Genomic DNA, 18411 nt, shown 5'->3' on the forward strand with positions numbered 1-18411 from the left:
TTCGGTCCGGTTCGGTCCGATTCGGCCCTGGAGGAGCCCCATGAGCAGCCCGTCGCCGTCCGCCCCCGACCAGCCCCCGCCCTGGCGTTCCGGCACCGGGGCACCACCACCGCCGCCATCGGTCAACCGGTTCAGCGACTGGGCCCCCGGCCTGGTGATCTTCGCCGGTGTCCTGATGCTCATCAACGGCTTCATGGAGGCGCTGCGGGGCATCATGGCGGTCGCCGACGACGACCTCTTCGTCACGACCCCGCGCTACGTCTTCCGGTTCGACCTCACCGGGTGGGGGTGGATCCACATCGTCATCGGCGCGCTGGTCGCGGTGGTCGGCGCCTTCGTCCTCAAGGGCTCCGACTGGGCCCGCTACGCGGGTATCTTCCTCACCGCGGTGAGCGCCGTCGAGAGCTTCCTGGCGATGCCGTACTACCCGCTCTGGTCGATCGTCGTGATCGCACTGGACGTCTTCATCATCTGGGCGCTCTGCGTCTACCGCACCGAGGACGTCGCCTTCTGACCTGCCGACCGGCCAACCGGCCGCCGCGCCCGCACCCGTCCCCGTGCCGGGGTGCGGGCGCGGCGCCGCGTCCGCGGGCCCTCTCGCGCACGGGCCCTCTCGCGCACGGGCCCTCTCGCGCACGGGCGGATCGCTCCCGCACCGGGGCGCGGGCGTCGCTCCCGCACCGGACGCGGACGCCGGGTGATCACACACGGGCGCGCTGGGTGACCGCGATGCTGAGCAGCACCACCACCGCCGTGACCGGCGCCGCCGCCGGCAGGTCCTCGGCCAGCAGCAGCACCGACCAGACCAGCGTCAGCAGCGGCTGCGCCAGCTGGAGCTGGCTGGCCCTCGGCACCCCGATCAGCGCCATCCCCCGGTACCAGACCACGAACCCGCCGAACTGCGAGACCGCCGCCGTGTAGGCCAGCCCGGCCAGCGCCTTCGCGCCCAGGTGGACGGGCTCGGCCGTCAGGGCCAGGGCGGCGGCCACCACGGTGACCGGCAGCGCCGCGACCACCGCCCAGGCGATCACCTGCCACCCCGGCAGCTCCCGCGAGATCCGCCCGCCCTCGGCGTACCCGGCGGCGCAGATCAGCAGCGCGGCGAACAGGTAGAGGTCCGCGACGGTCGGCCGCCCGTGGCTCTGCAGCAGGGTGAAGGCCAGCACCGCCACCGCCCCGGCGAGCGCCGCCCCCCAGAAGGTCCGGGACGGCCGCCGGCCGGTGCGCAGCGCCGAGAACGCGGCGGTGGCGAGCGGCAGCACCCCGATGACGACCGCCGAGTGCGCCGTCGAGGAGGTCCGCAGCGCCAGGGTGGTGAGCAGGGGGAAGCCGAGCACGCAGCCGGCCGAGACCATCAGCAGCCCGGGCCAGTGCCGCCGCTCGGGGACGGGGACGCGGGCGGCCGCCAGGCAGACCGCGGCGAGCAGTCCGGCCAGTGCGCCGCGCAGCCCGGTCGACGTCCACGGGCCGAAGCCGGTCAGGGCCCAGGCGGTGGCCGGGAAGCTGAAGGAGAAGGAGAGGACACCGAGCGCGGCCAGTGCGGCGCCGGAGCCGCCCGGGGCGCCGGGAGTAGCGCCCGAGCCGCCGGACGTACCGGAGGTGCTGGAGGTACGGGAGGCCGACGGACCCTGCGGTGCTATCACTACGGACCGGATAGCGCTATCTTGTGTCGTCATGAACGAGCGTAGCAGTGTGGCCGATCTCGCCGAAAGACTGCGACGCGAGGTCGAGCGCTATCCGGAAGGACGGAAGCTGCCGTCGAGCCGGGCCTTGGTGGAGCGTCACCAGGTCAGCCCGGTGACGGTCTCCCGGGCGATGGCCGTGCTGGCCGCGGAGGGCCTGGTGGTCTCCCGGCCCGGCGCCGGGGTCTTCCGCACCGCCGCCTTCGCGGCCACCACCGCCTCACCGGCCGCCGCCCCGCCGCCGGCCCGTCCCGGCGACCTCTCCTGGCAGGAGGTCGCGCTGAGCGCCGACGCCGGCCAGCGTGACGTCGGCGCCGCGCCGCTGATCGCCACCCTCAACGTGCCGCCGCCCGACGTGATCGACCTCAACGGCGGCTACCCGCACGCCTCGCTGCTGCCGGAGCGGCTGCTGGCCGGCGCCCTCGCCCGGGCCGGACGACGGCCCGGCGCCTGGGACCGGCCGCCGGTGGACGGGCTGACCGAGCTGCGCGGCTGGTTCGCCCGCGACATCGGCGGCAACGGCGGCCCGCTCGGCGCGGGCGACGTCCTGGTCACGGCGGGCGGGCAGAGCGCGCTCACCATCGCCCTGCGCTCGCTGGCCGCCCCGGGCGCCCCCGTCCTGGTGGAGTCGCCGACCTACCCCGGCATCCTCGCGGTCGCCCGCGCGGCCGGGCTGCGGGTGGTCCCCGTCCCGGTGGACGAGGACGGCGTCCGCACCGACCTGCTGGCCGCGGCCTTCGACGCCACCCGGGCCCGGCTCTTCGTCTGCCAGCCGTTGTTCCAGAACCCGACCGGCGCCGTGCTCTCCCCCGAACGCCGCGCCGAGGTGCTGCGGATCGCCCGGACCGCCGGCGCCTTCGTCGTCGAGGACGACTTCGCCCGCCGACTCGTCCACGCCGACTCCCCGGCGCTGCCGCGCCCGCTCGCCGCCGACGACCCGGACGGGGTGGTGGTGCACCTGCGCTCGCTGACCAAGGCCACCTCGCCCAACCTGCGGGTCGGCGCGCTCACCGCGCGCGGCCCGGCCCTGCAACGGCTGCGGGCCACCCAGGTGGTGGACAGCTTCTTCGTGCCCCGGCCGCTCCAGGAGGCCGCCCTGGAGCTGGTCGCCGACCCGGGCTGGGCCCGGCACCTGCGCACCCTCGGCGCCGAACTCCGGGACCGCCGCACCGTCACCGTGGCCGCGCTGCGCCGCGAGCTCCCCGGCCTGCTCGGCCCGCACCGGCCGGGCGGCTACCACCTCTGGCTGCGTCTGCCCGGCGGCACCGACGACCGCGCGCTCACCGCCGCCGCCCTGCGCGCCGGTGTCCTGGTCACCCCCGGCCAGCCCTACTACGCCGCGGAGCCGCCGGCCCCGCACCTGCGGCTGAGCTACGCCGCCGTGGACAGCACCGCCCACGCCGCCGAGGGCGTCCACCGGCTGCGGCGGGCGTACGAGGAGCTGACGGGCTGACGCACGGAGCGCACCGGGCCACCCCGCCAGGTGGCCAGGCCTTCAGCCCCGGTGACCGGGCCTCAGACCCGGTAGCCGGCCATCCGCTCCAGGCGGGCGATCCGCTCCGCCATCGGCGGGTGCGTCGAGAACAGCTTCGCCCCCGCCTCGCCGGGCCGGAACGGGCTGGCGATCATCATGTGGCTGGCCGTCTGGAGCTGGGGCTCCGGCGGCAGCGGCAGCTGCCGGGTGCCCGCCTCCAGCTTGCGCAGGGCGCTCGCCAGGGCCAGCGGGTCGCCGGTGATCCGGGCGCCGTCGGCGTCGGCCTGGTACTCGCGGGAGCGGCTGACGCCCAGCTGGATCAGCGAGGCGGCCAACGGCCCGAGGATCATGATCGCGAGCAGTCCGAAGAGCCCGGGCCCGTCGTCGTCGTCACTGCGGCCGAACGGCACCAGCCAGGCGAAGTTCACCAGGAACATCACCACCGAGGCGAGCGCCCCGGCGACCGAGGAGATCAGGATGTCCCGGTTGTAGACGTGGCTCAGCTCGTGCCCGAGCACGCCCCGCAGCTCCCGCTCGTCCAGCAGCTGCAGGATGCCGTCGGTGCAGCAGACCGCCGCGTTGCGCGGGTTGCGGCCGGTCGCGAAGGCGTTCGGCGCCGGGGTGGGCGAGATGTAGAGGCGGGGCATCGGCTGGCGGGCGGAGGTGGAGAGCTCGCGGACGATCCGGTACAGCCGCGGCGCCTCGATCTCGCTGACCGGCCGGGCCCGCATGGCGCGCAGGGCGAGCTTGTCACTGTTCCAGTACGCGTAGGCGTTGGTCCCGAGGGCGACCAGCAGGGCCACCACGAAGCCGGTGCGGCCGAAGAAGCTGCCGATCACCAGGATCAGCGCCGAGAGGCCGCCGAGCAGTGCTGCGGTCCTCAGTCCGTTGTGCCGGCGGTGCACGGCAGGCCCTCCAATGGTGCGGTGGGGAAGCCCTCTCTGCCTCGTCCCTCTGCCCCGACAACGGGCGACGACGTCGGCCTTGTTCCCCTGCGACCACCGTGACACCCGCACGGCGCCCCCACCGGGCCGGGCCGGCTCTCCCCGGGCCGCCGCCGGCCGGCTCCCCGGCCGTACCGGGAGGACCCACCCGGCCGAGGCCCCGCCCGCCTCAGAACAGGGTGCCGCCCACCACCTGGAGGACCAGCTGCGGAGCCACCGAGAGCACCACGGCCACGGAGGCGGTGAGCCCCAGGGTGGCGGCCAGCGAGGCCGGCAGCCGGCGCTCGGCGACGGCGGTGGCGGCGCCCTCCGCCGGAGCGAAGAGCCGCGCCGTCCAGAGCAGGTAGTAGTACAGGGCGATGACCACATTGACGGCCATGACCACGGCCAGCCAGCCCAGCCCGGAGTCGACGGCGGCGCGGAACACCACCACCTTGCCGAACAGGCCGATCACGCCCGGCGGCAGTCCGGCCAGGCAGAGCAGGAAGAAGGCGAGCGCCAGGGCCGTCCAGCGGCTCCGGGCGAACAGGCCGCGGAAGTCGTCCACGCTGGTCCCGGCCCTGCGGCCGACCGCGGCGACCACGCCGAAGGCGCCCAGGTTCACCACGCCGTAGATCAGCGCGTACGCGGCGGTGGCGCCGAGCGGGTCGGTGCCGGTCGGCGCGTACCCGGCGGCGGCGAGCGGCACCAGCAGGTAGCCGGCCTGGCCGATCGAGGACCAGGCGAGCAGCCGCACCGCGCTGTACCGGGTGTCGAACCGCTGCCGCAGCGCGCCGACGTTGCCGACCGTCATGGTGGCGGCGGCCAGCACCGCCAGCACCAGGCCCCAGGTGTGCGCGTACGGGCGGAAGGCGATCGCGGTGACCAGCGCCAGGCCGGAGAGGCCCGCAGCCTTTCCGACCACCGAGAGGTAGCCGGCCACCGGCAGCGGGGCGCCGGTGTAGGTGTCGGGCACCCAGAAGTGGAACGGGACGGCGGCGACCTTGAAGGCGAAGCCGACCAGGGTCAGCACCGCGCCGGCCTCGGCCAGCGGCTTCAGCTGCGCGGGGGCGTGCTCCAGACCGTCGGCGACCGCGGCCAGGTGCAGACTGCCGCTCGCGGCGTAGACGAAGCCGATGCCGAGCAGCATCACGGCGGTCGCGGTGACGGAGGAGAGGAAGAACTTCAGCGCGGCCTCGGCGCCCCGGCCGTCCCGGCGCAGCGCGACCAGCGCGAAGGCCGGCAGCGAGGCCACCTCCAGGGCGATCACCAGGGTGGCGAGGTCGCGGGAGGCGGGCAGCAGGGCGGCGCCGGTGGCGCTGGAGAGCAGCAGGAACCAGTACTCGCCGGCGGGCAGCTTCTCGTCGTCCACGGTGTGCGCCGAGAGCAGCGCGGCGATCAGCGCGCCGCCGAGCGCGAGCAGCTGGAAGACCAGGGCGAAGTGGTCGGCGACGTACGAGCAGCCTGCCGTGGCGGGGCCGCTGGTCAGCGGAGTGTCAGTGGCTCCTGTTACGTTCTGCGCACAGAAGGTGGCCCGGGGTGATCCTCCGGTGAGCGGGAGGAGTGCGATGAGCGCGAGGGCGAGTCCGGCGGCGGTGAGCCGGCCGAGCAGCTTCTTGTGGCGCGCGGGCAGGAAGAGGTCGGCGACCAGCACGGCGAGGGCGGCCAGGGCGGCGATCAGCGGGGGCGCGATCGCCACCCAGTCCACGGACTGGATCAGGCTGCCCGGGTTGGCTACGGCGAGGGAGGTCACAGTGGGCTGCCCCGTGGAGTGAGGTCCGAGTGCGGTGCCGGTCGCGGCGCCGAGCTGCGTACTGGTGCCGAGCTGCGCGCCGAGGAGCTGCGCGCCGAGCGTGGTGCCGGGCATGATCAGCCACCCCCGAGGAGGTGCTTGACGGCGGGCTCGGAGAGACCGAGCAGGAGCGCGGGCCAGAGGCCGGCGAGCAGGGTGAGGGCTGCCAGCGGCGTCCAGCTGACGGCCTCGTAGGGGCGCAGGTCGGCCGGCTCCACCGGGGCGGGCTGCTTCGGGTCGCCCATGCAGACGCGCTTGACCACGATCAGCAGGTACGCGGCGGTGAGGAGGGTGCCGAGGCCGGCCAGGACCATGTAGGTGACGAAGGCGGGGCGCGAGAGGCCGTCGGCCGGGTCGAACGCGCCGAACATCGCGAGCAGCTCGCCCCAGAAGCCGGCCAGCCCGGGCAGTCCGAGGCTGGCGACGGCGGCGAAGGCGAGCAGTCCGCCGATCCGCGGTGCCCGCCCGTAGAGGGCGGCGCCGGTACCGCCCGCGAGCGTGTCGAGGTCGGCCGTGCCGTAGCGGTCCTTGAGCGCGCCCACGACGAAGAAGAGCAGACCGGTGATCAGACCGTGCGCGATGTTGGCGAACAGCGCGCCGTTGACGCCCACCTGGGTGAGGGAGGCGATGCCCAGCAGGACGAAGCCCATGTGGCCGACGGACGAGTACGCGATCAGGCGCTTGAGGTCGCCCTTCGCCCCCGGCCGGGCCAGCGCGAGACAGGCCAGCGAGCCGTAGACGATGCCGACGGCGGCGAACGCGCCCAGGTAGGGGGCGAGCGTGGTGGTGCCGTCGGGGACGACCGGGAGGAGGACGCGGACCAGACCGTACGTACCCATCTTCAGCAGCACGCCGGCGAGCAGCACGGAGCCGACCGTCGGGGCCGCCGTGTGCGCGTCCGGGAGCCAGCTGTGCAGCGGCCAGGCGGGGGCCTTGACCGCGAGCCCGACCATGATCGCCAGCGCGGCGATCACCTGGGTGGTGTGGCTCAGGCCGTTGCCGTGCGCGGCGGCCAGGGCCTGCATGTCGAAGGTGCCCGCCTTGCTGCCGACCAGCAGGAAGCCGAGCAGCATCACGGCCGAGCCGAGCAGCGTGTACAGGATGAACCGGTTGGCGGCCGGCACCTTCGCCCCGCTGCCCCAGCGGGCGATCAGGAAGTACATCGGGATCAGCACGATCTCGAAGGCCAGGAAGAAGAGCAGGAGGTCCAGCACCGCGAAGGTGGCGAGCATCCCGACCTCGAGGAGGAGGAACAGCCCGGTGAAGGCCCGGGCCGACGGCACGTCCTCCCCGGTGGGCAGCCGCTTCTCCGAGTACAGCGCACAGAGGAAGGTCAGCAGCGAGGTCAGCACGATCAGCGGGAGCGAGATGCCGTCCACGCCGAGGTGGAACCGCACGCCGATGGCCGGGATCCAGGACACATCGGTGGTGGCCTGCATCCGGCCGGGCTCGTCGTGGTCGAAGCCGGCCGCCAGGGCGACGGTCAGCAGCAGCACGACGCCGGTGACGACGGTGTTCAGCCGCAGCGCGCGCCGGTCGGCGGCGGCCGCGTCGGCGCCGAACACCGGCGCCAGGGTCAGGGCGGCGCCGGCCAGCGGCAGCACCAGGAGGGCGATGAGGACTGCGTTCATCGGGGGCTCCTACGGACTGCGGTCGGCCGGACTGCGGTCGGCTCGGTCACCGGCTGGATCGGGGGAACGGGGTACGGCATCCGGCTACACCGCCACCAGGACGGCCAGCAGGACGACGCCGGCCAGCAGCGCGCTGAGGTAGGTCTGCGCGTTGCCGGTCTGCGCGAGCCGGACGGCCCGGCCGAGCAGGTTGGCGCCCGCCCCGCTGCCCTGCACGTACGCCTCCACGACCTCGCGGTCGAGGAAGCGCACCAGTTGCGCGGCGGCGGCCACCGGGCGGACGAACAGCGCGCTGTAGAGCCGGTCGACGCCGAAGCCGTGCCGGGCCGGGCCGAACAGCGGGCCGAGCAGGGTGCGCCCGGGGTCGGCGACGATCACCTCGGCGGCCGGGGCCCCGGCCCGCTCGGGCACCCGGCCCTCCGGCGCGGGGGCGGGCCGGCGGGCGCCGAGCCGCGCCACGGCGGAGCGCCAGGCGCCGTACGCCAGCAGCGCGCCGGCCACGGCGAGGCCGGTACCGATCACGGCGGTGACGGCCGAGGGCCGCAGCGAGCCGCCGTCCAGCAGCGCGGGCAGCCAGTCCGAGCGCAGGCCGGCGACGCCGAAGCACATGGTCGGGATCGCCAGCACCCAGAGCGGCCAGCGCATCGCGGGCGGCTCGGCGGTGGCCGGGTCGGCCTCGTCCACCTCGGGCGAGTAGGGCGCGTCGGCCTCGTGGTCCGGCGCCGCCGAAGAGCCGGCGACGGCGGCCGGGGCAGGAGCCGGGCTGTGGAACGCCACCAGGAACATCCGGGCCGCGTACGCCGCCGTGAGCAGCACGGTGAGCCCGGCCGAGATCAGCACGATCCAGCCGGCCGCCTCCGGGACGGCCGAGGAAGGGCCGAGCCCGTTGGTCAGCGCCTCGCCGTCGGCGGCGTGCTCGGCGGCGGTCAGCACCGCCTCCTTGCTGAAGAAGCCGGAGAACGGCGGCAGCCCGATCAGGGCGACGAGGCCGATGCCCATCGTCCAGTAGGCGTCCGGGACGCGCTTGCGCAGCCCGGGCATCCGGGACATCGCGGAGATCGAGTTGGTGTGCGCGGTGTGGATCACCACACCGGCCGCGAGGAACAGCAGCGCCTTGAACGCACCGTGGCTGACCAGGTGGAAGACGGAGGCCTCGCGGTCGCCGCTGGCCAGCGCGCCGGCCATGTAGCCGAGCTGGCCGACGGTCGAGTACGCGAGCACCCGTTTCAGGTCGTCCTGGGCGAGTGCGCAGAGCGCCGAGCCGATCATCGTCACGGCGGCCATCACCGCCAGCACCACCAGCGCCGCAGCGGAGAGCAGGAAGACCGGCAGCAGCCGGGCGACCAGGTAGATGCCGGCCGCGACCATGGTGGCGGCGTGGATCAGCGCGGAGACCGGCGTCGGGCCGGCCATCGCGTCCGGGAGCCAGGTGTGCAGCGGGAACTGCGCGCTCTTGCCGGCCACGCCGGCGAGCAGCAGCAGCGCGGTCAGCGTCGGGTGGGCGATCCGCCCGTCGCCGGCGGCCGCCAGCACGTCCGGGATCCGGAAGCTTCCGGCGTCGGCGCCGAGCAGGAAGATGCCGAACAGGAACGGCACGTCGCCGAGCTTGGTGACCAGGAAGGCCTTCAGCGAGGCCGAGCGGGCGTCCGCGGTCTCCCAGTGGTGGCCGATCAGGAAGTACGAGCAGATGCCCATGACCTCCCAGCCGACCAGCAGCACGATCAGGTCGCCCGAGTAGACGACCAGGAACATCGCCGCCGTGAAGAGCGAGACCAGCGCCGCGTACGAGGGGTAGCGCGGGTCGTCCTTGAGGTAGGCGGTCGAGTACACCTGCACGCAGGTGGCGACCAGGCCGACCAGGACGGAGATCAGCGAGCTGTAGCCGTCCAGGTAGAAGCCGAGCGTGAGCTCCGGGCCGCCGGTCGGGGTGAGCCGGGTGGAGGCCTCCAGCACCTGGCCGGTGCCCAGCTGGAGCGCGACGACCAGGGCCAGCACGGCCGAGACGGCGACCGGCACGATCGCCAGCGGCCGGGCCAGGCCGGGCACCTTCCGGCCGGTGGCCAGGGTCGCGGCCGCACCGAGCGCGGGCAGCGCGGGGACGAGGGCGGGCAGGGCGAGGTTCATGCGGCGGCCTGGCCCTTCAGCGCCTCGGCTCCGGCCGGCGCCTCCTCGGCGACGGACTCGGACGGGTCGCCGAGCGCGGTGACCCTGTCCACGTCCGCGGTGCCCCGGGCCCGGAACAGCAGCAGGACGATGGCGAGCCCGAGGCCGATCTCGGCGGCGGCGATGGTGATCGTGAACAGGGTGAGCGCCTGGCCGGCGTGCAGGGAGTCCCGCAGCCAGGCGTCGAAGGCGACGAGGTTGAGGTTGACGGCGTTGAGCATCAGCTCGACGGACATCAGCACCAGGATGACGTTGCGCCGGGCGAGTACGCCGTAGACGCCGACGCCGAACAGCAGCGAGGCGAGCACAACGGGGTAGGCGAGGTGCATCAGCTCTCCTCCGGCGAGGCCGCCGCATCCGGCGATGTCGTCGAGGTCGTCGAGTCCGGCGATGTCGTCCCGGCGGGGGCCGACGGCCTGGGCACGGTCGCGGCGACCGTCCCGTTGGAGCCCACCGGCTTCCCGGCCCGGATCCGCCCGGCCCGGGGCACCGGCACCCGGCGCCCGGCCCCGCGCGTCAGCACGATCGCGCCGACCAGCGCGGCCAGCAGCAGCACCGAGAGCGCCTCGAACGGCAGCACCCAGGTGCGGAACAGGCTGGCGCCGGTCACCGCCGCCGAGCCGCCGCCCGCGCCGAGGTCGATCCAGGACGTGCGGAAGGCGTCCACGACGAGCGTCACCAGGGTGCCGGCCGTGGCCAGTGCCACCACCAGGGCGACCCAGCGGTTCTTCGAGTCGGCGTCCGGTGAACGCCCGATCGGCGCCTTGGTGAGCATCAGCCCGAACAGCACCAGCACGACCACCGAGCCGAGGTAGATCAGCACCTGTACCCAGGCGATGAACTCGGCGGTGAGCAGCAGGAACTCCACCGCCAGCCCGCCGAGCGCGGCGACCAGCCAGAGCGCGGCGTGCACCAGCTGCTTGGTGGTGACGGCGACGACGGCCGAGCCGAGCACAACGATGCCGACGAGCAGGAAGACGATCTCGACCCCGGTCGGGGAGAGGAAGGAACGCGCGGCCGGTTCCAGCGAACCGGTCGCGGCCAGCAGGGTGGCGGCGCTCACTCCGGCTCACCTCCCTCGGGCGTCTCCAGGGCGGCGGCCGCGGCGGCCGCCAGCTTGTCCGCCGCCTTGCGGGCGGCGGCGATCTCCTTGGGCTCCTCGGCCCCCGGGTCCAGCGCCGGCGGCGCCGGGACGGTCCACATCCACTCGCGGAGCTTCTCCCGCTCGTGGGTCAGCTCCAGGATGTCGGTCTCCGCGTACTCGAACTCCGGCGACCAGAAGAGCGCGTCGAACGGGCACACCTCGATGCAGATCCCGCAGTACATGCAGAGCGAGAAGTCGATGGCGAAGCGGTCCAGCACGTTGCGGGTGCGGGCGCGCGCGTTCGGGTCGGCGGCCGGCAGCGTCTCCTTGTGGGAGTCGATGTAGATGCACCAGTCCGGGCACTCACGGGCGCAGAGCATGCAGACCGTGCAGTTCTCCTCCAGCAGCGCGATGACCCCGCGCGAGCGCGGCGGCAGCACCGGCTGCACCTCGGGGTACTGCGCGGTGATGCTCTTCTTCGTCATCGTCCGCAGAGTCACGGCCAGGCCCTTGGCCAGGCCGGCACCGGGGAAACTCATGAGATCGCCACCTTGATGATGCCGGTGAGGGCGAGCTGGACGAGTGCGAGCGGAATCAGCACGGTCCACGCGAAGCGCATCAGCTGGTCCTCGCGCAGCCGCGGGTAGGTGACCCGCAGCCAGATCACCACGAAGGCCAGCGCGAAGGTCTTCAGGACGGTCCAGAGCCAGCCGAGCTCGTCCGGCAGCGGGCCGTGCCAGCCGCCCAGGAAGAGCACCGCGGTCAGCCCGGACACCACCAGGATGCCCGCGTACTCGGAGAGCAGGAAGAACGCGAAGCGCAGACCTGAGTACTCGGTGTACGCGCCGAAGATGATCTCCGAGTCGGCCACCGGCATGTCGAACGGCGGGCGCTGCAGCTCGGCCAGGCCGGCCGTGAAGAAGACGAACGCGCCGATGATCTGCCACGGGATCCAGTACCACTGCCAGGCGTCCACGATCCCCGGCAGCGAGAGCGTCCCGGCGGCCATCGCCACCGAGGCGGCGGCGAGCACCATCGGCAGCTCGTACGACATCAGCTGGGCGGCCGTCCGCAGACCGCCGAGCAGCGAGAACTTGTTCGCCGAGGCCCAGCCGGCCATCAGCTTGCCGATCACGCCGACGCCCATCACGGCGAGCACGAAGAACAGCCCCGCGTCGATCGCCTGGCCGACGAAGCCGTCCGGGCCGACCGGGATCGCGAGCAGCACGAAGAGGTACGGCAGCAGCGAGACGGCGGGTGCCATCTGGAAGATCCGCCGGTCGGCGCCGGCCGGGACGATCTCCTCCTTCTGCGCGAACTTCACACCATCGGCGACCAGCTGCGCCCAGCCGTGGAAGCCACCGGCGTACATCGGGCCGAGCCGGCCCTGCATGTGCGCCATCACCTTGTGCTCGGTCTGGCCGATGACCAGGGGGAAGGTGAGGAAGACGACGAGCGTGGCGGCACAGCGCAGCAACGTGTCGAGCAGGTTCACGCGCTGTCTCCGTCCTGGCCGGCCGACTCCGCCGGCGCCTCACTCTCCACGTCCTTCGCGTCCTTCGCGTCCTTCTGCTCCGGCTCGTCGTGCGCTGGCTTGCCGCGCTCCGGCTCGCCCTTCGCGGGCTCGTCGTGGGCGGGCACGGGGTTGTGCCAGGGCGCGTCCGCGGACTGCGTCCGGGTCGGCCGCTCGGGCTTCACCTCTGCGGCGGCACTCCCGGCCCTCTCGACACTCTCGGCGCTCTCAACACTCCCAGTGGTCCCGGCAGCGCTCTCGGCGGCGGTTCCGGGGGCCGCCTGGCTCGCGGAGCCGTCCGAGACCGACCTGGTCCGGCGCGGCCGGTCGGCCCGCACCGGCGGCGCAGCGCTCTCCGCAGCACCGTCCGCAGCCGCGGGCGTCTCCGCCGCCTGGCTGACCGAGCCATCGCCGACCGTCCTGGTCCGGCGCGGCCGGTCGGCCCGCACCGCGGGTCCGCCCTCGGCCGGAGCGCCCGCCGCGCCGGCGGCCGCAGCACCCGCGGCCGCCCGGGGCGTCCGCGCCGCGCCCGCCGCCCGCGCACCGCGCGCGGGCCGCTCGGCGACCGGCGGCAGGGTGCCCTTGAGCGGCCCCCACTCGTTCGGGTCCGGCACGCCGGGCGGCTGCATCTTGCGCCGCGCCGGCCCGTCGCCGTGGTCGGACTCGCCCGGCTCCTTGGCACCGGGCCAGGCCTTGGCGACCCGGGCGGCGAGCACGAACTCCTTGCGCAGCGGGTACCCCTCGAAGCCGTCCGGCAGCAGCAGGGTGGCCAGGTAGGGGTGCCCGGGGAAGTCGATGCCGAACATCTCGTGCGTCTCGCGCTCGTGCCAGGCGGCACCGGCGTAGACCTCGACGGCGGTCGGCAGCGCGGCCCTGTCCCGCGGCACGCGGGTGCGCACCAGCAGGTGGCGCACGCCCGGGGCGTCGGCGGAGGCCAGGTGGGCGGCCACCGAGAAGCCCTCGGCCAGCTCGTCGACGGCGCTCAGCCAGTCGAAGAACGAGAGGCCCAGCACGTCCCGGGCCGCGGTGAGCGCCTCGATCCAGTGCTCGGCGGGCACGTCGACGGTGACCAGGCCGTACGCCTCGGCGCCGGTGGCCCACTCGCCGAGCGACGCCGCATACTCCTCGGCCGTGGTCACGAGGCCCCTCCCTCGGCAGTGGGCCCGGCCACCAGCGGGCGGCGCAGCGCGGCGGTCGGCGCGGTGTACCGGCCGGGCAGCGACTCGGCGGCGATCTTCTCCTGGAGCTTGAGGATGCCCTGGAGCAGCGCCTCGGGCCGCGGCGGGCAGCCGGGCACGTAGACGTCGACCGGGATGATCTGGTCGACGCCCTTGGTGACCGAGTAGGAGTCCCAGTAGGGACCGCCGGAGTTGGAGCAGGCGCCGAAGGAGATGACGTACTTCGGCTCGGGCATCTGCTCGTAGAGGCGCTTCACGGCGGGCGCCATCTTGTCGGTCACCGTCCCCGAGACGATCATCAGATCGGCCTGGCGGGGGCCCGGCGCGAACGGAATGACACCCATTCGAATGAAGTCGTGCTTGGCCATGGACGCGGCGATGAACTCGATCGCACAGCAGGCCAGGCCGAAGTTGAAGCACCAGAGGCTGTAGCGGCGGCCCCAGTTGAGGACCACCTTGACCGGGTCCGGCGCGAGCCGGGCCAGCGGGCCGATGCCCCGCCGCTCGACGGCGGCACCGGGGCGCGCCGGGTCCGGCAGGCCCAGCGGGACCGGGCCGCCGGAGGCACCGTGCGCGTGCGCGTGGTTGTGCGTCACGTCCATTCCAGAACGCCCTTCTTCCAGGCGTAGAGCAGTCCGACCGCGAGGAAGCCGATGAAGACGAACATCTCGACCAGCGTTCCGGCGCCGTATCCGGCGGTGGCGAAGACGGTCGCCCACGGGAACAGGTAGATCGCGTCGACCGCGAAGATCACGTACAGGAAGGCGTAGACGTAGTAGCGGACCTGGGTGTGCGCCCAGTCCTCCCCCACCGGGTCCACGCCGCACTCGTAGGCGAGGAGTTTCTCCGGCGAGTACACCACCGGCCGCAGCAACCGGTTGGCGGTGAACGCCACGGCGACGAAGAGCACGCCGACGACGGCGAGCAGGCCCATCGCGGCATACGCGTCGAAGTAGCCGCCGCCGACCGCCGGGTCGGCCGCGACGGCAGCTGCCGGCTGCCCCTCCATGCCACTCGCCTCCACATCGGCCGTGAAACCGCCCCACAAGGCAGTTCTACGACGTTTCTTTACACGGTCATAACCATCGCCAATGCGTGAGTCTAAGTGCACGGCCGTGGAGCACCGCACCCTGCCCGATCCGCAAGACAACCGGCGGACGGCCCGCGGACGCCGGGACGTCCTGCGCCGGCCCCGGACCGCCTCCCCGGCGTGCCGGCGGGGCCCGCCGACGGGGGTGGGGATAACCCCCGCCCGGGGAGACGTATCACCCCCATGGCCCCGGCGGTCCCTTTCCGGGGAAGCTTGGATCATCAGCTCGACCGACAGGGACGGTAGATCCGGATGAAACCACTGCACCGCCGCGCCGCGGACGCCATCAAGGGGCAGGACGCGCGCATGGAACGCGCCCCGCTGTACGGCGCGCGGATGTGGCGGCAGGCCGGGCAGCTGATGCTCAACCTGCCGCTGGGCATCGCGGGGTTCGTCTTCACCGTCACGACGCTCTGCGTCGGCCTCGCGCTCTCCGTCACCGTGATCGGCCTGCCGCTGCTGGCCGCCGGGCTGGCCGGCTGCCGGGGCATGGGCGGTTTCGCCCGCCGCCGGGCCCGCTCGGTGCACGGCTCCGAGCTGCGCGACCCGGAGCCGGTGCGCCGGCCCCGCCCGGGGATCACCGGCTACGCGATCGCCCACCTCACGGACGCGCTGAGCTGGCGCTCGGTCCTCTACTACGTGCTGTTGCTGCCCTGGGGCCTGCTGAGCTTCGCCGTGACCCTGATCTGCGTGATCATCGGCTGGCCGGCGCTGCCCTGGGTGGTCCGCTTCGAGTCGGCGGTCGACCGGATGCTGGTGGAGGTCCTGCTCTCCCCCGGCGTGCTCTCCGAGCGGGTGCGCGAGCTGGAGGACGACCGCGGCACGGTGGTCGACACCGCCGCCGCCGACCTGCGCCGGATCGAGCGCGACCTGCACGACGGAGCCCAGGCCCGGCTGGTGGCGCTGGCGATGGACCTCGGCCTGGCCAAGGAGCGGCTTCGGGAGACGGAGACGCCGGACGACGTGGCCGCCGCCGCCAGGATGGTCGACAACGCGCACGGCGAGGTGAAGCTCGCCCTCCAGGAGCTGCGCGACCTGGCCCGCGGCATCCACCCGGCGGTGCTCACCGACCGCGGCCTGGACGCGGCGCTCTCCGCGGTGGCCGCCCGCTGCACCGTGCCGGGCGGGGTCAAGGTGAACGTCGGGCTGAAGGCCGCGGACGGCACGGTGGAGCGCCCGGACTCGGCGGTCGAGGGCATCGCCTACTTCACGGTCAGCGAGCTGCTGACCAACGTCTCCAAGCACTCCGGTGCAAGCTCCGCCACGGTGGACGTCTGGCGCGCCGGCGACCAGCTGATGGTGCTGGTCCAGGACGACGGCAAGGGCGGCGCGGCCCCCTACCCGGGCAGCGGCCTGGGCGGGCTGGCCGAGCGGATCCGGGCGGTGGACGGGGTGTTCCTGGTGGAGAGCCCGCACGGCGGCCCGACCACCGTCACGATCGAGCTCCCCTGGCACACCCGCGCCGCCCGCCGCTGATCGTCCGCCCGGAACCCGGACCCGGGACGGCAACCGGCCGGGACCACGTCGAGGCAGTCGACGTGGTCCCGGCCGCACCCGTGCGCCGGGCGCCCGCCGACCCTTGCGCGGTGTGCGGGCGGCCGGCGCGCCGGTGGTCTAGGGGGTTGCCAGGGTGCCGAGGGTGACCTCGGCGGTCCTCTCCTGGCCGTCCCGGGTGTAGCCGACGGTCACCTTGCTGCCCGGGGTGAGCGAGGCCAGCGCGGTGGTGAGCGAGTTCAGCGAGTCGACCGGGGTGTCACCGACGTTGGTGATCACGTCGCCGGCCTGCATCCCCGCCGCGTCGGCCGCGCCGCCCGGACTGACGGCCACGATGACGGCCCCGGCCGGGTGGAAGTTCTGGTCGAAGTACGTACGGGCGGTGATCCCGAGCGCGGCCCGGCCGGAGTTGGTGACCTTGCCGTCCTTGATCAGCTGGTCCGCGATGTTGGTGATGGTGGACGCCGGGATGGCGAAGCCGATGCCGGGCGCCGCGGCTCCGTTGGTCTCCGGCTCGGTCGCGGCGAGCGTGTTGATGCCGATCACCTGGCTGTTCAGGTTGACGAGCGCGCCACCGCTGTTGCCCGGGTTGATCGCCGCCGAGGTCTGCACCATGTTGCCGATGGTGGCTCCCGGCGAGCCGCCGCCCGTCGGCTCGGCGACGGTCCTGCCGGTGGCCGAGACGATGCCCTCGGTGACACTGCCGGAGAGCCCGAGCGGGCTGCCCATGGCGAGCGTGATCTGGCCCAGCTGGACCTTGGTGGAGTCCCCGAAGGCGGCCGGCCGGAGGCCGCCCGGCAGGCTGGTCAGCTTGATCACCGCGAGGTCGGAGTCCGGGTAGCTGCCGACCAGGGTGGCGTCCAGCGGCTTGGTGCTGTTGGCCAGGGTCACGGTGAAGGTGGTGGCGGTGCCGACCACGTGGGCGTTGGTGACGATGTCGCCCTTGTTGTCGTAGACGATCCCGGAGCCGAGGCCGGTCGCGGTGGTGATCTGCACCACCGAGGGCAGCACGTCGGCGATCACCTTCTGGTACGTGTCCTGGAGCTGGTTGCCGCTCGCCGGCTGGGTGGGGGCGGACGCGGAGGCACCCGTGGTCGCGGAGGTGGACGACGAGGAGGAGGACCCTCCGCTGCTGCACCCGGCCACCGCCAGCGCGACCACCACGGCGACCGCCCCGGGCGCCGCCGGCCGCCCGCCGAACGCCTTGGGCCCGGTGGGGCGCGGCCCTGCCGGGAGGGGGCGGGTGGGCTCCTTCTTGCGGTTCACGTTGGCCGCCTCCGATTCCCTCACCAGACAGAGATCTTTGTCAGCATTTCACCGATATGCCCGAATGGCCCCACCGACTCGCCCGGCGCCGGCCCGAAAGCTCGACCGCCTAGGATGCGGGCCATGACTTGGTTGATCACCGGCGGTGCCGGATACATCGGCGGGCACGTGGTGCAGCAGCTCCTCGACGCGGGCGAGCGGGTCGCCGTCCTGGACGACTTCAGCACCGGTGACCGCACCCGGCTGCCGCAGGGCGTGGCCCTGATCGAGGGGTCCACGCTGGACCGCACCGTGCTGGACGAGGCGATCCGCGAGCACGCGGTCGAGGGCATCCTGCACTTCGCGGCGAAGAAGCAGGTCGGCGAGTCGGTCGAGCAGCCCTTCTTCTACTACCGCGAGAACATGATCGGTCTGCAGACCGTGCTGGAGGCGGCCGCCGAGGGTGGCGTGAAGCGCTTCCTGTTCTCCTCCTCCGCCGCCGTCTACGGCATGCCGGACGTCGACCTGGTCACCGAGTCCACCCCCTGCGACCCGATGAGCCCGTACGGCGAGACCAAGCTGGCCGGCGAGTGGCTGGTCTCGGCGGCCGGCAAGGCCCACGGCATCTCCACCGTGTCGCTGCGCTACTTCAACGTGGCCGGCGCGGCCTCGCCGGAGCTGTCCGACGCGGGCGTGTTCAACCTGATCCCGATGGTCTTCGAGCGGCTCACCGCCGGCCAGGCCCCGCGGATCTTCGGCGCCGACTACCCGACCCCCGACGGCACCTGCGTGCGCGACTTCATCCACGTCTCCGACATCGCCTCCGCCCACGTGGCGGCCGCGAAGCGGCTGGCGGCCGATCCGGCCGGCGAGACCGCGCTGATCCTCAACATCGGCCGCGGCGAGGGCGTCAGCGTCAAGGAGATGCTGGACGTGATCGGCAAGGTGACCGGGTACGACGCCACCGGCGAGGTCACCCCGCGCCGCGCCGGCGACCCCGCCCGGGTGGTGGCCTCCGCCGAGCTGATCCGCCAGGAGCTTGGCTGGACCGCCCGTCACGGCGTCGAGGAGATGGTGGCCTCGGCGTGGGAGGGCTGGTGCAGCCGCCACCCGGAGGCCCGCCGGAAGTAGCGGAGCCGACG

17 protein-coding genes are annotated in these 18411 nt (G+C 73.7%); 4 read left to right on the forward strand and 13 right to left on the reverse strand.

All coding sequences use genetic code 11. The features are described from left to right. Nucleotides 1-40: 40 nt before the first annotated feature. The gene (locus tag ACZ5WK_RS34050) at nt 41-514 is read left to right on the forward strand and encodes a DUF7144 family membrane protein (RefSeq protein WP_465553395.1); all 474 of its coding nucleotides are present in this window, start codon (nt 41-43) and stop codon (nt 512-514) included. A gap of 187 nt (nt 515-701) precedes the next feature. Here ACZ5WK_RS34050 and ACZ5WK_RS34055 read toward each other — a convergent pair whose 3' ends face one another. Next, entirely contained in the window at nt 702-1676 is a 975-nt protein-coding gene (locus tag ACZ5WK_RS34055) for a DMT family transporter (RefSeq protein WP_465553397.1), read from the reverse strand. Here ACZ5WK_RS34055 and ACZ5WK_RS34060 point away from each other — a divergent pair. Continuing rightward, a complete protein-coding gene (locus tag ACZ5WK_RS34060; RefSeq protein ID WP_465553399.1) occupies nt 1675-3135 on the forward strand; it encodes an aminotransferase-like domain-containing protein in 1461 nt (486 codons plus the stop codon). The two genes, ACZ5WK_RS34055 and ACZ5WK_RS34060, sit on opposite strands and share 2 nt — an antisense overlap. Before the next feature lie 62 nt (nt 3136-3197). Here ACZ5WK_RS34060 and htpX read toward each other — a convergent pair whose 3' ends face one another. The 11 genes from htpX to ACZ5WK_RS34115 form a co-directional block, all read right to left on the reverse strand. Beyond that, nucleotides 3198-4061 carry a zinc metalloprotease HtpX gene (gene htpX, locus ACZ5WK_RS34065; protein WP_396321523.1) on the reverse strand — a complete coding sequence of 288 codons (864 nt, stop codon included), beginning with the start codon at nt 4059-4061 and terminating at the stop codon, nt 3198-3200. Between the two features lie 208 nt (nt 4062-4269). Continuing rightward, on the reverse strand, nt 4270-5946 hold the full coding sequence (locus tag ACZ5WK_RS34070) for an NADH-quinone oxidoreductase subunit N (protein ID WP_465553401.1): 1677 nt from the start codon (nt 5944-5946) through the stop codon (nt 4270-4272). Between the two features lie 2 nt (nt 5947-5948). Then, nucleotides 5949-7502, reverse strand: a complete 1554-nt coding sequence (locus tag ACZ5WK_RS34075; RefSeq protein ID WP_465553403.1) for a complex I subunit 4 family protein — start codon at nt 7500-7502, stop codon at nt 5949-5951. A gap of 84 nt (nt 7503-7586) precedes the next feature. After that, a complete protein-coding gene (locus ACZ5WK_RS34080; RefSeq protein ID WP_465553405.1) occupies nt 7587-9626 on the reverse strand; it encodes an NADH-quinone oxidoreductase subunit 5 family protein in 2040 nt (679 codons plus the stop codon). Further along, nucleotides 9623-9994, reverse strand: a complete 372-nt coding sequence (nuoK, locus tag ACZ5WK_RS34085) for an NADH-quinone oxidoreductase subunit NuoK (RefSeq protein WP_465553407.1) — start codon at nt 9992-9994, stop codon at nt 9623-9625. Before nuoK ends, ACZ5WK_RS34080 begins: the two co-directional genes overlap by 4 nt. Continuing rightward, on the reverse strand, nt 9994-10728 hold the full coding sequence (locus ACZ5WK_RS34090) for an NADH-quinone oxidoreductase subunit J family protein (RefSeq protein WP_465553409.1): 735 nt from the start codon (nt 10726-10728) through the stop codon (nt 9994-9996). Before ACZ5WK_RS34090 ends, nuoK begins: the two co-directional genes overlap by 1 nt. Next, nucleotides 10725-11288, reverse strand: a complete 564-nt coding sequence (locus ACZ5WK_RS34095; protein ID WP_396321529.1) for a NuoI/complex I 23 kDa subunit family protein — start codon at nt 11286-11288, stop codon at nt 10725-10727. The genes ACZ5WK_RS34090 and ACZ5WK_RS34095 overlap by 4 nt, the downstream gene beginning before the upstream one ends. Then, entirely contained in the window at nt 11285-12238 is a 954-nt protein-coding gene (gene nuoH, locus ACZ5WK_RS34100) for an NADH-quinone oxidoreductase subunit NuoH (RefSeq protein WP_465553460.1), read from the reverse strand. The genes ACZ5WK_RS34095 and nuoH overlap by 4 nt, the downstream gene beginning before the upstream one ends. Nucleotides 12239-12240: 2 nt before the next feature. After that, nucleotides 12241-13401, reverse strand: coding sequence for an NADH-quinone oxidoreductase subunit C (locus ACZ5WK_RS34105; RefSeq protein ID WP_465553411.1), 1161 nt, complete (start codon nt 13399-13401; stop codon nt 12241-12243). Further along, complete coding sequence (locus ACZ5WK_RS34110; RefSeq protein WP_465553413.1) at nt 13398-14042, reverse strand: NADH-quinone oxidoreductase subunit B; 645 nt, start codon at nt 14040-14042, stop codon at nt 13398-13400. Before ACZ5WK_RS34110 ends, ACZ5WK_RS34105 begins: the two co-directional genes overlap by 4 nt. Beyond that, nucleotides 14033-14449, reverse strand: a complete 417-nt coding sequence (locus tag ACZ5WK_RS34115) for an NADH-quinone oxidoreductase subunit A (protein WP_396321532.1) — start codon at nt 14447-14449, stop codon at nt 14033-14035. The genes ACZ5WK_RS34110 and ACZ5WK_RS34115 overlap by 10 nt, the downstream gene beginning before the upstream one ends. A 387-nt stretch (nt 14450-14836) precedes the next feature. Between ACZ5WK_RS34115 and ACZ5WK_RS34120 the strand changes: the two genes are divergently transcribed. Further along, nucleotides 14837-16006, forward strand: a complete 1170-nt coding sequence (locus ACZ5WK_RS34120) for a sensor histidine kinase (protein WP_465553462.1) — start codon at nt 14837-14839, stop codon at nt 16004-16006. Between the two features lie 138 nt (nt 16007-16144). Here the strand turns inward: ACZ5WK_RS34120 and ACZ5WK_RS34125 are convergent, their stop codons facing one another. Then, nucleotides 16145-17188, reverse strand: coding sequence for a S1C family serine protease (locus tag ACZ5WK_RS34125; protein ID WP_465553464.1), 1044 nt, complete (start codon nt 17186-17188; stop codon nt 16145-16147). Between the two features lie 225 nt (nt 17189-17413). On the opposite strand from ACZ5WK_RS34125, the gene galE reads away from it, so the two are divergent. Further along, the gene (gene galE, locus ACZ5WK_RS34130; RefSeq protein WP_465553416.1) at nt 17414-18400 is read left to right on the forward strand and encodes a UDP-glucose 4-epimerase GalE; all 987 of its coding nucleotides are present in this window, start codon (nt 17414-17416) and stop codon (nt 18398-18400) included. Nucleotides 18401-18411 lie beyond the last annotated feature (11 nt).

The organism is Kitasatospora sp. NPDC032757 (assembly GCF_055579305.1).